This window comes from Olivibacter sp. SDN3 (assembly GCF_014334135.1).
Classification (GTDB): Bacteria; Bacteroidota; Bacteroidia; order Sphingobacteriales; family Sphingobacteriaceae; genus Olivibacter.
The window spans coordinates 2,178,972-2,192,930 of the sequence record NZ_CP060497.1 but is presented as its reverse complement, the minus strand read 5'-3'; the positions used below and the strand labels follow the sequence as shown (position 1 = coordinate 2,192,930).

9 protein-coding genes are annotated in these 13,959 nt (G+C 44.1%); 2 read left to right on the top strand and 7 right to left on the bottom strand.

Going from position 1 to position 13,959, the window contains the following annotated elements:
- The first annotated feature begins 236 nt into the window (after positions 1 to 236).
- A complete protein-coding gene (locus H8S90_RS08945; protein WP_187342209.1) occupies positions 237 to 824 on the top strand; it encodes a sugar transferase in 588 nt (195 codons plus the stop codon).
- A 232-nt stretch (positions 825 to 1,056) separates the two neighbouring features.
- Positions 1,057 to 1,299, top strand: a complete 243-nt coding sequence (locus H8S90_RS08940; protein ID WP_187342208.1) for a hypothetical protein — start codon at positions 1,057 to 1,059, stop codon at positions 1,297 to 1,299.
- A gap of 189 nt (positions 1,300 to 1,488) precedes the next feature.
- On the opposite strand, the gene H8S90_RS08935 is transcribed toward H8S90_RS08940, so the two are convergent.
- From H8S90_RS08935 to H8S90_RS08905, 7 genes are all read right to left on the bottom strand, one after another.
- Entirely contained in the window at positions 1,489 to 1,920 is a 432-nt protein-coding gene (locus H8S90_RS08935; RefSeq protein ID WP_187342207.1) for a lipocalin family protein, read from the bottom strand.
- A gap of 149 nt (positions 1,921 to 2,069) precedes the next feature.
- Positions 2,070 to 3,311 carry a PepSY domain-containing protein gene (locus H8S90_RS08930; RefSeq protein WP_187342206.1) on the bottom strand — a complete coding sequence of 414 codons (1,242 nt, stop codon included), beginning with the start codon at positions 3,309 to 3,311 and terminating at the stop codon, positions 2,070 to 2,072.
- Between the two features lie 31 nt (positions 3,312 to 3,342).
- Positions 3,343 to 5,733 (bottom strand): TonB-dependent receptor, encoded by a 2,391-nt coding sequence (locus H8S90_RS08925; protein ID WP_187342205.1) that lies wholly within the window; start codon positions 5,731 to 5,733, stop codon positions 3,343 to 3,345.
- A 165-nt stretch (positions 5,734 to 5,898) separates the two neighbouring features.
- The gene (locus H8S90_RS08920; protein WP_187342204.1) at positions 5,899 to 6,978 is read right to left on the bottom strand and encodes an acyltransferase; all 1,080 of its coding nucleotides are present in this window, start codon (positions 6,976 to 6,978) and stop codon (positions 5,899 to 5,901) included.
- 384 nt (positions 6,979 to 7,362) lie between these two features.
- A complete protein-coding gene (locus H8S90_RS08915; protein ID WP_187342203.1) occupies positions 7,363 to 9,039 on the bottom strand; it encodes an FAD-dependent oxidoreductase in 1,677 nt (558 codons plus the stop codon).
- Between the two features lie 32 nt (positions 9,040 to 9,071).
- Positions 9,072 to 10,538, bottom strand: coding sequence for a RagB/SusD family nutrient uptake outer membrane protein (locus H8S90_RS08910; RefSeq protein ID WP_187342202.1), 1,467 nt, complete (start codon positions 10,536 to 10,538; stop codon positions 9,072 to 9,074).
- Between the two features lie 23 nt (positions 10,539 to 10,561).
- Complete coding sequence (locus tag H8S90_RS08905) at positions 10,562 to 13,939, bottom strand: TonB-dependent receptor (protein ID WP_222852264.1); 3,378 nt, start codon at positions 13,937 to 13,939, stop codon at positions 10,562 to 10,564.
- Positions 13,940 to 13,959 lie beyond the last annotated feature (20 nt).

Below are 13,959 nucleotides of genomic sequence, written 5' to 3'. Positions count from 1 at the left end.
ACAAAACACTAAACTAACCATAAGGGCTGACCTGTGCAAAACAAATATAAATTTCTCATTTTTACTCACAATTAATCGGAAAATACCACATATATATACAAAAATCTTTTTTCTTTTTCACACAATAATTCCGAACTTGAGAGTAAGTTTTCTGATGTTGTTATATCGTTCAACTTATTTTTGCGCTACCTGGTTATTATACAATAACTAAGGCATACAAGATTAAATTAATCAATATGTTTACTTCCAGTACTAAATATTATCCTTCCGTTAAACGCCTGTTTGACTTTCTGTTGAGCTTATTGGCTATTCTGGTTATCTGTTCATGGTTATTTCCACTTATCGCGATAGTTATCCGCTTAAACTCTCCCGGCCCTATCTTTTACCGACAACAACGGTGGGGCAAGGGCAATCGGCCATTCTGGTGTTTGAAATTCCGCACCATATATATAGAAGCTCCACGGCTCACTAATATAGGGGTGTTTCTTCGCAGAAGCCGATGGGATAAGTTACCCTTGCTTTTTAATGTATTACGCGGTGAACTATCCATTGTAGGACCAAGACCTCATACCTACTCCATGCATGACCAAGCGATGAAAATGGAAAAAAACCACTACAAACTCTCCGTTAAACCCGGCATTACGGGCTGGGCGCAAGTCAATGGGTTTCGCGGAGAATCTGCCATTCCAGAATTATGGTGTGCCCGGGTGAAACACGATCTCTGGTATATCGAAAACCAGCATTTTTTACTTGATATAAAGATCGTTATGCTTACTATACGTAATATACTTTTGGGTAGTGACACATCATTTCCCCACACTTAATATAAACATAAAAAACTCAAAGGTATTTATTGAAAAATATAAACTTTAACCAATCAAGGAGATAGTAACCATTATTCTACAAATCTTAAACATTGCTACGCATGCTTTTCCCATCATTTTACGTTACACTAACCATAACAAAAAATCTTAAAAAAAGAACAATATTGATCGCTAACTTTAGATAACTTATTCAACAGCACTTCCTGTTGTAGAGGCATTAACACCTAATCCTATGAACAACGAAACCTTTAGCCCAAGTCTGTTGCTCACCATTATCCTGTTTGCGATGATTGCCTTCATTGGAATAGTCAGCTGCTTTGTCTTCTTTCCCATCACCACATCCTTTATCAGCTTGGCGCTGGTAGCCTTAATTATACGGTTCTTTATTCGTAAACCCATCACTTACTTTAGGAATGAAGCAGAATCTGAAGTTTATTCAGATACCTTTTTGAAATTGGGAGACCCGAAAAAATAATATAACACTGTTAAAGTTTTGTCCACAACGATACCTCACCATAGATAGATAGTGCAGTACACAAAAATAGTGGCATGCCGTTTGATTATGTATCGATAGGTTTAGGTTGATTAAAAAAAGAACGTCTGGCATTCCCAAAAAGCCAGGCGTTCGTTCTTTAGCAATGATCTTGATCTTCTTCAGAAAACATCATCTTCTAAAGATAAGCCCTACTTGCCTACCATTTGCGGTGATAACCATTTGAAGTGTCTGGTTATCGTCATTCAGCACGATACCTGTCTGTTGCCGTTGCTCACCATTTAACAAGTAATAATTACCGTTCTCCCTTACCCATGCACCGTTAATCGTCTCCGTCTGGCATTCTTCGGTATCTTCATCAGGTACAGAAAGTGTTAAATCCATCACCGTTTCATCAATGATGAAACGGGAATCCCTGAAACATTCCCGATCGGTTACATCAACCGTTTCCTCTCCATCATGTACCGCACGCAGGTTCCATGTACCGATTATGGGATCAGTTTCAGGATTGTTTTCGTCATCATCCTTGGAGCAGGCTAGGTTAACTCCGGCAATAACCATAATGGCTATTAGCATTTTGATCAGTGATTTAAACGTCTTCATGTTGTTAGCTAATTTTTGTAACCAAAAATACCGAGACGATTTTCAATCCTAAATACCAGAAAACCAGTATTTTTCTGTTCGTGAGAAATAAGGATATATTTAGCGGGGATAGGCAATAACCGATAACTTATGGTGTCTTCGCCAGATATTTACGATTCTGGCGAAGACACCATTTTTGGCCGAAATGCCGGTCTATTATTTCCTAAATCTTTTTTAGGAGAATCGTTACGCACCGATTTTCTCTTTTTCTTTTTCCTACGGTTCCACCAAATAAAGAAGCCCGTGATAGGTAAACTGGTCGAAACCAGTCCACCTACAAAGGTGAGAAATTTACCCGTTTGTCCAAGCCATGTGCCCATATGCAAACTCCAATAAACGTTTTCCACTTTTTCATGCATCATTCCCTCAGACGGCACATCAATGTCATCGCCCGTATATTTATCTACAAAGTGGAAGCTAGGTGCGTCAGCACTCTTCAAACCAATGGACTTTGCTATGCTAAAATGATAATACCCCATCGAGTCCCATTTATAAGTAGCAATCTGCGCTTCTCCTTTTCCGGGGTTAGCGTCAAACGACCGATCAAGTAGGGCATAAAGGTCGACAGGTTCTCCATCATCCTTCATTTTCGGGAGATCATCTTCCCATTCATGGCCAGGCGTGCCACCAAATGCCGTGATCGTAAATTTCGCCAAAGGTTTATAGGCGATAATCAAGCCACTCAAGGTCAGTATTAAGGCAATAGATAAGGCATAAAACCCCACAACATTATGTAAATCATAATTAATGCGTTTAATGCTGGCTTTCCATTTCACCTTGAAACTTGCCTCCTTGGTAGATTTTGTCCATTTCTTCGGCCACCAAAGAATTAATCCGGTCAGGAGCTCTACGAGAAAGATAATCGTAGCAATATCCACGATATGCTGCCCAACCTTACCCAACAGCAGCGAATTATGCAGGTGTGCTGTGATATAGAAAAAATGAATAGTTGGATCGTCTTTTAATATTTCGCCGGTATAGGGATCCATATACACCATGCTCAAACCTTTAGCAGGTTCGAACATGTTAAAACGAATAGTCCTTTTAGGATCTTTGTAGGCCACGGCGTAACCCGGGGGCCTTTTATCCGGATAAGCCTCCTTTAATTTACCGATCAGCGTTTCTATCGGCAATTTCTTTTCACCTACTGTCTTCACATATCGTGCGTCACCCGCAGAAAACTCCATAATTTCATCGCAGTACACGACAATAGTGCCTGTTAGACATACAAAAATCAGTATCAACGCAGAAACCAAACTTGGCCAAAGATGTATCCAAGCCACTGCCTTATCGAATCCATTCTTTCCAGTTTTCTTTGCTGGTGCATCTTTAGTGTTAGTTGTTTTCATCATTGCTCGTTTTTGTTAGTGTTTAGCCAGCTCTTTAGAATTTATAGGATATATTCGCAATAAATTCTGCTGGTTTTTGTGGTTTTCCGAAGAAGTCCCAATAATGATTATCCGTTAAGTTGTTCACCTTAACACCTACCCTGTATTTAGGTTGATCATAGAAGATGGTAGCATTCAGCAGCGTATAAGCCGGAATGCCGAAAGTATTATCTACATCAAAATAAGTTTCACCTACGTAGTTCGCGCCAACACCGAGTCCCAAACCTTTAACCGTTCCGTCCAAGAATTTGTAGCTTGTCCAAAAATTCGCCACGTGTACCGGGGTCCACTGCGCCCGTTTCCCTTGGTTACCTTCTGTATCCCGAATGTATTCGTTATCATTATAGCCATAGCCCACGACAATATTCCAGCCCGCCAAGGGATTGGCAATAATATCTACCTCAAATCCCTTGCTCACCTGGGTTCCATCCTGTACAGAAATGCCATCAGCTATGCTTCGCAAACGGTTACTTACCCGTATATTATAATACGATACCGTGCCCGTTAGCCGACCATTAAAAAGATTCATCTTCAAGCCCCCTTCGTACTGATTCGCTTCTTCCGGTTTCCAGGTTTGCAAAGAAGGGTCTATCCGATCCAGATCGCCTTCGCTCGCGAGCCCCATACTCGGCGATTGGTTTACAAAAGCGTTAAGGTAGTTAGCAAAAAATGAGAGCTGATCACGGATGGGTTCATATACCAGTCCGAATTTTGGCGAAAGGAAAGTCTGTCCAAACCCCTCAGTACTTACGCCACCATTGGTTGGGGTATACGTATAAGACGATTTCTGTTGATACCTATCCAAACGTAAGCTGACCATCGCTTTCAATCTGGGTAGCACTTCTGCTACGTCAGAAAAATAAGCACTGTAGGTTGTTGAGCCACTGGAAGCAGCCGTTGTGCCATTGGCACGTTCCATGCGGTAACGTTCGATATCCACTCTGCTCAGTGGAGGCCAGCCCGATGCATGCATGGCCACCGTATCATAAACCTGAAATACCGGGAACATCTCTTGATACTTCGTACTGGTTGAAAAAAGATCGACCCCTACTACCAAGCGGTTATTCACATTCCCTATGTTGAAGTCACCATTAAAATTCTGTTGTAAATGGTCGCTATTCGTTTGATAATTATCAAACACCCTAAAACGGCGTTCAATCTGTTCGTCCCTCAAATAAGTTGGCACGAAAAAAATTGATCCACTTTCACCTGTGCTATTGTGGAGATAAGATGTACGGGAAGTCCAATGATCAGATATGCGATATTCTATTTCCGCCGACGCATTAATATTCTGCCGGGGTGTTGTCACATCATCACTCAATAACGACCGGTAGTAGGGTAAATTCACCCTATCCATTGTCGTAGCGTCTAAAACCTCTGTGTTCCGTATAAAGGCTACCAAAGGTTTATCAGGCCGGTAGATATCGGCGTCAAAGCGAACTGTTGTACGTTCGTTCGGTTTAAAAGCCATACTGGCCGCGAAGCCAAAGTTCCGTTGCTTACCTGCATCCTGAAAACCATTTTCCATATGCCCCAGCGCGTTAACACGCAGCAAGGCTGTGCGATCATTATTTAAAGGTGTATTCAGATCGACGGTAAAGCGGTTAAGCCCCCAACTACCTGTATGGTAAGAGACCGTACCCCGATAACTTTCAAAGGGCTTTTTGGTCAGGTTATTCACAATGCCACCATAAGAAGTCATTGCTCCGCCAAAGAGTGTGCCCGAAGGCCCCTTCAGTACTTCCACCTTTTCCAGATTAAAGATTTCCGATTGCGAGCGGGGATTACTTACCAGTCCGTTCCGAAAGGATACCACTCCATTAAAACCTCTCAAAAACACTTCGTTTCCACTATCGTTCACCCCATTCATCACCACAGCACCGGGCACACTCAGCATAGCGGAATTATAATCGATGGCCATCTGTTCCTGCATCAATTCTTTGGTAATCACGCTATACGCCTGTGGGTTCTCCAAATGACCCAGTGGCATACGTGCTGCGGAATTAGACTCTCTACGCCCAAATTTATTCGTTTCAATATCCTCGATGATTACCTCCTGCAACTGATTGGACGCAGCATCTACCGTAATCACCTGCACATCGAAGGTTTCACCGGCAGTAACGGTTACTTGTATTTGATTAGTCGTATAGCCGGCATAGGTAACCGCTAAAGTGTACTGTCCTTCAGGCACTTCAAAAGAAAACTTACCATCCGCGTTGGCCATAGCTCCGTAAGGCGAATTCTTTATCAGCACAGAAGCATAAGGAAGGGATTTGTTATCACTTGTGCGAACTTCACCCATCACTTTTCCAAAACGCCCTTGCGCGAATGCGCAATTACTTACAGCTACTAAAAACCAAATGCCTGTATAAAGAAATATTCTCATTAGTATGAACAGTTGAAATTATGTATTATTAAGATTGATTATAAATAACGCAAATTTAGGGGATCTGCCAATACTTTGCTAACACTTAGCGGATTATTTATAACACATGCCGGAATTGAATAGATTACCGCAAGGCGGCTATTAAATAGATCGACGTCTATTAAGCTATTTCATTCTATTTTTTATCCGCTTACGAATCGGAAGGTCTAATAGTATCAAAACACCGTATGCCAAAGCGACTAATAGCGCTACACCAATCAGTATAATCATATTCATTTGATCCATATCGGGCTGTTTTTTTTCAACGTAACTCATAAATAGCCAAATAAATGGATAGTGGATCATATAAATGGGATAAGAGATTTCACCGGAAAACTTGCAGATTTTAGTGCACTTCGGATCTAATCGGGCGCCCGCACCCAATACCACGAGAAAAGGGAAGTAAAACAAAACAACTAGCAGATCCGCTATCCAGTTCAATTTTTCGTTAAACGGAATAAAAAACACGGCTACCAATAAAACACCCAAGCTCATAAAGCCGAGCTTCGAGGTAATTTTCCAATTGGAGCGATAGAGTAAAATGCCCACTATAAAAGAATAGAAGATCCTTATACCTCCACCGGCAAAATTGTCACCTCCCCATCCCACCGCTAAACCATCAGACTTGTAGGCCTCATAACAGAGAGCCACCGCTGCAAGTACCGTCAAACCCAAAAGCATTTTATTACGCATCTTAACAAGAAAGAAAGCATAACAAATATTAGCAAGGTATTCCCAGAATAAAGACCAAGTTGGTGGGTTGAGGTGAAAAAGATTAAAATACCGCTCGTGTACCAGTGGGTAAGGTATCATGAGGCATGATGTTAAAAACATCAAAAAAGTTTTTTCGGAGTAAGCTTCATATAAATCGCTGAAGGGATCAAAAACAAATGCTAAAAGACCAATGATTGAACCAATGATCACTAGCGGGTGCAAGCGTATCAGCCGCAGCTTGAAAAAGTTCATCACACCGATGCGCTGTAACTTATGGTCGTAAGCATAAGCAATCACGAAACCCGATAAACAGAAGAAAAAATCAACAGCCAAATGGGCATGTGCAATAAAACTATCATGGTAGTCCGGAACCGCAATTTCCATGAAGTGATAAATAACCACAGCAACAGCGGCGATTCCCCGAAGGCCATCTAAAATTGTAAAGTGTGGTTTGCTTTTTAAAAGATACGGCTTGGATATTGTTTCGTTCATGCTTATTTGGCAAATGCAGCTGCACAATAAAAATTTAATTCTTGAAAAATTCTACGTTCTTCCAAGCACTCGTAATATGCTGTTGAAAAACATGTTCCAAAGATGGGATCTAAAAGAAATACAGTGTCGGAAAAATGTATCAATTTTTCGATTTTTTATCTAAAAATTGATCATCGAAACACTTGTAGCAGCATCTTCCGCTGTTGGTATATAGGCTTACAATCAATTTGACTTATTTAACAAAAATGTTACCAGATACAAAACCACTTGGCATAGCTTTTGATAATTTACAGATAGGTTTAGGTTGATTAAAAAAAGAAACGTCTGGCACCCCAAAGGCCGGACGTTCTTGTTTTTGAGTGAATAAATGCAATAGACCTTTAGCTAATATCCTTCATTCAACTGTAATACCTGACCTTGTTTTAGCAAAATTCCCTGCAATTTATTATAAGGCACCTCCTGTACGTCAAAACCGCCATCTATCGCCAGCGAAGCCGCAGTAGCAGCCGCCTGTCCCAGTGCCATAAATGTGAATTCTATACGGATCGCACCATAGGCAATATGAGAGGATGATGGACAGGTCGGAGCAATCAAGTTTGTACATTCCTTCTTCTTCGGTACCAATGCGCGGTATGCTATCCCAAGTGGCTTCCACCATTCGCCTCCAAACACAAAGCCTTCATTATAAGCCTTACCGTTCCTGACAATTCTACGGACACTATGCACGTCGGCTGGCCAATAAGCTAAGGCTACAGGATCTTCCACTGCAATACCATTCTCTCTGCTTACATGGTGTTCGGTGATCACATAGTCAGAAACCATCCTTCTCGCATCGCGCACATAGAGCATACGTGGCCAGCCATTGTTGTCTGTAAATTCGTCCTTTGCCAAGCCCCAAGACGCCCAAGCTTGCTGCAGATCCGGTGCTATCTGCCCAATTTCGTCATCATGAGCCAAAAAATAAAAAAGCCCTTCAGTATAATCCCGATGATACTGCAGAATCTCTTGTCTTTTTTCATAGTTACCGGTTGGGTATTCATAATTCATTCCATAGAGGTTGTGCGTCAGATCCCCTCCTCCGTTCAGGTCTGTTTTTCCATGAGGTATATTGACCCGAGGACGATACAGTTTTCCCCCAGATTTTAAGTACCGCACATAAATCTCATAGTGGGTCCGATCGTAATTATCCGGTTTGCGAAATGGAATTTGGTTTTCTGGGTCTTGACTGAGGCACACCCGAAAGCAATAAGCCTGTAGGCGATGGTCTCGACTTCCCGGCTCACCCAAAGGTTCATCGCGAATGGTCGGGATTAAACCGCTTGTGGAGTCGCCCGGCACAAGATAGGGATCCACATCCACGGCAAACTGCCCATGAGTGGTTTCTGCCCGAATGCCATTACGCGTCTCGCTATATGTCTGATTCGACTCTCTACCTACCACCGTCGAAATACCCGCAGCGGCCAACAAATCGCCTTCCAATGTCGCATCAATAAATACTTTGCCCTTAAAGGTAGTACCGCTTTCTGTTTTAAATGACAAGATTCTTGAACCATTGCTGCGTACGGCCTCCGGATCTTCCGAAAGCCTTTCGCCCGTGTACACTTGTATATCATATTCACCCAACCATTTGTTGATCACCTTTTCCGCAACACTCGGCTCAAAGCGCCATAGATGTGAGTTTTTCAACTGCTGCTGAAACGAACGATCAAAAGAGTCTATGACACCGTATTCATTGGCTATACGCCGATAAAATTCCAGTGCCAGGCCGCCAACAGCCGGACTATTCTGAAATTCAGGGTGATTGTCGATATCCGTTCCCCCGAGGCCTTCCACATTTAAACCGCCGATATGATTTCCGGGTTCCACAAGCGCTACAGATTTTCCCAATTCGGCCGCTTGTATCGCAGCAATAAAACCAGAGGAACCGCTGCCATAAATGACGATATCGTAACCAGCCCTGCCCGAACAGCCCCACGCAAAACTTGTTAGAAAAGCAATAAAAACCACCATCTTAAAAACCGTAGCCTCCAGCTCTATGAGCTGCTTTGTCTTTTTTTTCATTGAAATAGCATTAAATCCTATCCGTTTCATCATTAGTATCCTTCATTTTGTGTCAATGCGCCATTGGCGTCCATCTCACGTTGTGGGATGGGCAAGTAGCGGTTAAAAGTCTGAATATTCGCGTTCCTTGAGAAGCTATTCTCTCCCCTTACGGTTTCCACCAAGCGATTGCGGCGAACGATATCAAACCAACGGTTTGCCTCAAAACAAAGTTCCAATCGTCGTTCATTCAATACCGCCTCACGAAAGGCAGTTTGATCCAAGTTACGCAATTCCGGAAGTCCGGCACGCTCCCTTACCCTATTTAAGGCCGTATAGGCCTGCTCGGTGGGCCCACCATTACGCTCATTTAACGCTTCCGCGTAAATTAATAAGATATCTGAGAACCGAAGATAAGGAAAGCTTTTGCCTGCCTGCCCCGAAAGTGTTGCGGTCAGATCAGCAAGTTTCCAAAAAGAAACCGCCAACGCCGGATCGGGATTCTCTGCAGAAAGTTCAACCTGTCCACCTGTCGACGGATCTATATACGAAGTCAAGAATGTCACTGACTTTCGCTCGTCGGCTCCTTCATATAAATTAAACAAACTACCAGTAACCCGGAGAATACCACTTCCGTTACCGGGTACAATGGGCGCCCCACGGGGTGCATATCCGGTAGCCAGGTTATTCCCTGCCAGATCCGTAATATACAATACCTCGAATAAAGACTCCTTCCCACATCGGTTGGCCAGGTCAAACACCTCCTGATAATTCTCCCAAAGGTCGTACAGGCCGAGGTTGATGACCTCTTCCGCTTTATCTGCCGCCTGCCCCCAATAGGAAGAGGCAGGATCATCACCGGCGCGGGTGAGCCATACTTTTGCCAACAGACCCATCGCCGCGCCACGGGTTGCCCTGCCCTCATCATTTCCGGTATACGATAGTGGGAGTAATTGTTCTGCCTGTTGAAGGTCGTCCACAATAGCATTATACACGTCATCTATCGGCTGTCTGGGTACTTCAATATCAGCTAATGAGCTTACCTCCTCAAGCACCAAGGGTACTTCTCCAAAGAACCTAACGAGATTAAAATAATGGAGGGCCCGTAAAAAATATGCTTCTCCGAGATACTGTCCTTTCAAGTCTTCATCCATGTCAATGGCAGGAACCCGGGCAAGGAGGATATTGGAGCGTTGAATGCCCGAATAGGCCGATGCCCATATTTCTCCAACGAAAGTATTTACTGGCGTCAGGTTATAGTTCCAGAGCGCCACCCGATCGGCATTACCGGTTAAAAAAGGTATGGCATCGTCGGAAGCGATGTTATTTGGGGTATTGATCACCTCATCCCGATAGAGATCCCTCAACTGTCCATATAAGGCCACTGCCGCTGAATTGGCGTCTTCTGGAGTTTGGTAAAAGGTGTTTACAGACTTGGTATCTACGCGCTCCAAGTCTAGATCCGGCACACACGCGGCGCAGGCTATTAAAAATAAGGTTGAAATTATGATCTGTTTCATTGCTTGCATGATTTAATAGCATTTTACAAAGTAAAGTTGAGGCCTACCAAAAAGGTCTTTGCCGCAGGGTATCCTCCATAGTCCATCCCCTGGCTGATAGACGATGTGCCGAAGCGGCTCACTTCCGGATCAAAACCAGTGTAATCCGTCCAGGTCCAAAGGTTTTGTGCAGACACATAAACACGGATCGATCGACCGTTCAGCCGGTTTATAAACGATTGCGGGAGTTGATATCCCAGGGAAATATTCTTCAGTCGGAGGTATGAACCATTCTCGATCTGAAAGGTCGAGAGAATGCGTTGCCCGCCAGCTGCGTTTGCCCGGGGAATATCATTGGAAGGGTTTTCCGGCGTCCATCTGTTAACAACATCTTTAGCTTGGTTATTATTTCCATTTAGATTGTACAGGTCAAAACGTCCGTAGTTTAAGATATCATTTCCAAAACTTCCCTGAAAGAAAATATTAAGGTCGAATCCCCTGTAACGTAGGGTATTATTGAAGCCCCCGATAAAATCCGGATAGCCATTACCGATAACCGTTCTATCATCATCATTGATTACATTATTCCCATCCAGATCGCGATAACGGAAGTCGCCGGGACTCGCATTCGGTTGCGCAGATCCCGCCACTTCCTGTTCGTTCTGGAAAATGCCATCGACTATCCTTCCGTAAAAATTGCCTAAAGGCTCACCCACTTTGAGCTGATTAGGGTTAGCTACCTGCAGGTGCCCCACACCCGACCCTGTGAGGTATTCCGGACGACCATCCAAGCGCATCACTTCATTTCTATTAAAGGCGATATTGAAGTCGGCGTCCCACTGAAGCCCTTCCTCCTTCCCTACGCTTCCCCCTAAAGTAATTTCAATACCCCGATTGCGAATTTGCCCGATATTCTGCAGGGAAAAACTGTAACCGGTAGTCTGCGGCACATTTACCGAAAACAAAAGATCTGCGGTCACCTTATTATAATAATCAACGCTAAGTCTCAGGCGGTTCTCCAAGAAAGATAAGTCGGCACCTAAGTCCAGCTGCCGGTTACTTTCCCATCCCAAGTCAAGATTACTGATAATGGCAGGCACACCACCAACCCTGAGGATCGGATTTGCACCGCCGAGTATAGCTGTGCTTTGGGCGATGGTTGCCAAATACGCGTAATCGGTAATCCCTTGATTTCCCGTCAAACCATAACTGATCCGCAGCTTCGCATCTGATACCCAATGGTTCTGCATAAAGAAAGGTTCGTTGGAAATGCGCCAGGCAAATGCGCCCGAAGGAAAGAAACCATATTTTTTATTCGGCCCGAAGCGGGAAGAGCCGTCTGCCCGTGCCGTCAAGGTCAACAGGTAACGACTATCATAAGCATAGTTGATCCTCGCCAAAAAAGAGACCAAGGCCCAATCGGTAGCTCCGGAAGAAGGCGGGCGAAGCGTTGCACCAGCGCCAAGATTGTTAAACTTGGCAAAATCATCATTAAAATTTACGGCAGCTGCCGACACGTTTTCGTTATGGCTAACCTGCGCGGTATAGCCCAATACTGCATTTACATCGTGTTTATCTGCAAAAAGCTGCTTATAGGTTAAGGTATTTTCATTCAACCAATTGTAGCCAAACTCATTGCTCACCGAGGCCGATCCATTAGAATTTAAGCCCAGGCCAATCAGTCGTGAAGCATAAAAATTCGTCTTGTTGCTCGCTAGGTTCGCGCCTATCGTTGTGCGAAAGGTAAAATGTTTTGAAAAGTACAACTCCGCATACGCATTGGCCAAAAAGCGCATCGTGTTATTTATATCGGTCACTTCATTAGCGATTCCCAACGGATTGTCGACCAAATTTCCGTTTAACGGCCCAACTTCCCTATGATACACACCATTGGCATCATACACCGGAAAAACAGGTGCATAATTGATCGCCGCATTTGTTACGCCACCACTGGCACCTCCCTCCGTTTCTGTTCGCGCATTGTTCGTTTGTGTATAAGCTCCCTGCATCGAAAGCCCGACCTTTATCCAAGACTTTACTTCCCGGTCAATATTCGCCCGAACGGTATAGCGTTTGAAATTGGAATTTACGATCACACCATCTTGATCATAGTAGCTTCCGGACAGGGAGTAATTGGTTTTATCACCACCGCCGTAAAAGCTCAACTGATAATTTTGAATGGGTGCATCCCGAAAAACCAAGTCCTGCCAATCGGTTCCTGAGCTCAGATCAGAAGGAAGCGGTCTGTCAGGGGAAGAGCCATCAAAATAAACACTTCCACCTGCATTCACCCGCGCTTCATTAATAAATTCTGCGTATTCCCTGGCATTTAGCAGGTCGATCTTGTTGGTCACCGATTGGCTGCCATAATAACTTTCGAAGTTAATGAGCGATTGTCCGCTTGTTCCACGCTTAGTAGTCACCATCACAACGCCATTGGAACCACGCGATCCATATATCGCTGTTGCAGAGGCATCTTTAAGCACCTCTATAGATTCAATATCCGATGGGTTGATCGAATTTAAGTCGCCCGTTGGATAGCCATCAATCACGTACAGGGGCTCGTTCGATGCATTCACGGAACCCGTACCACGTATACGGATAGTGGTTTGACCGCCAGGCCTGGCAGAATTTGTAGTCACTTGTACACCGGCAGCCCGCCCCTGCAAAGCACGGTCTAACGCCACGATTGGTGTCGCCTTGATGTCAGCTTCCCTTACCGTTGCAACCGAACCGGTGAGATCTCCTTTCCTTTGGGTACCATAACCCACTACCACCACTTCATCCAGATCGCCGATAGCTGTCTTCAATGTCACATTAATAGTCGATTCTTTTTTCACCGTTATTTCATAAGAAGCATAGCCCACAGCCGTAAATACCAGCGTCTGACCATCATTTACGGTTAATCGGTATTTTCCTTCAGCGTCCGTTTGGGTACGTAAGGTCGTTCCTTTTACGGCTACTGTTACGCCTTCGATGGGAGCGGCGGATTCATCCGCTACCTTACCGCTCACGAAGGCCTCCTGCGTATTTCTTAACGTTTTGCGTTCAGGCGATAAATGCTTTGACGGCAATGGCCGTATAACAATGGTCTGGTCTTTTAATATCCAGTCCATTGGTAGCTCTTTCAACAATTTGTTCATCGCCTCTTCAAGCGTCGCATTTTTGATTTCTACATTGACCTTCGCATTGGCCAGCTCACGTCCCTTGAAAAGAAATAGGCTGCCGCTCTGCTGCTGCACCGACTTCATCGCCTCGGCAAGAGGCAAGTCACGGGCTACCAAGCTGATTTGCTGGGCAAGGCTGGAGGCTGCTGCCTGCAGCACAAACGCACACGTTATTAAAACTGCTAGTTTCATCATAATAAGAAACCGATGGAATAGATACTTCCACGGATCTTTTGCACTTACTTTTAATTTCATAAGTTTGTATAATTGGATTG

What these genes read in the sequence shown, in the direction of transcription:
- H8S90_RS08935 (WP_187342207.1), bottom strand. Translation starts at nt 1,920, where the DNA reads ATGAAGACGTTTAAATCACTGATCAAAATGCTAATAGCCATTATGGTT.
- H8S90_RS08940 (WP_187342208.1), top strand. Translation starts at nt 1,057, where the DNA reads ATGAACAACGAAACCTTTAGCCCAAGTCTGTTGCTCACCATTATCCTG.
- H8S90_RS08925 (WP_187342205.1), bottom strand. Translation starts at nt 5,733, where the DNA reads ATGAGAATATTTCTTTATACAGGCATTTGGTTTTTAGTAGCTGTAAGT.
- H8S90_RS08920 (WP_187342204.1), bottom strand. Translation starts at nt 6,978, where the DNA reads ATGAACGAAACAATATCCAAGCCGTATCTTTTAAAAAGCAAACCACAC.
- H8S90_RS08915 (WP_187342203.1), bottom strand. Translation starts at nt 9,039, where the DNA reads ATGAAAAAAAAGACAAAGCAGCTCATAGAGCTGGAGGCTACGGTTTTT.
- H8S90_RS08910 (WP_187342202.1), bottom strand. Translation starts at nt 10,538, where the DNA reads ATGAAACAGATCATAATTTCAACCTTATTTTTAATAGCCTGCGCCGCG.
- H8S90_RS08945 (WP_187342209.1), top strand. Translation starts at nt 237, where the DNA reads ATGTTTACTTCCAGTACTAAATATTATCCTTCCGTTAAACGCCTGTTT.
- H8S90_RS08930 (WP_187342206.1), bottom strand. Translation starts at nt 3,311, where the DNA reads ATGATGAAAACAACTAACACTAAAGATGCACCAGCAAAGAAAACTGGA.
- H8S90_RS08905 (WP_222852264.1), bottom strand. Translation starts at nt 13,939, where the DNA reads ATGAAATTAAAAGTAAGTGCAAAAGATCCGTGGAAGTATCTATTCCAT.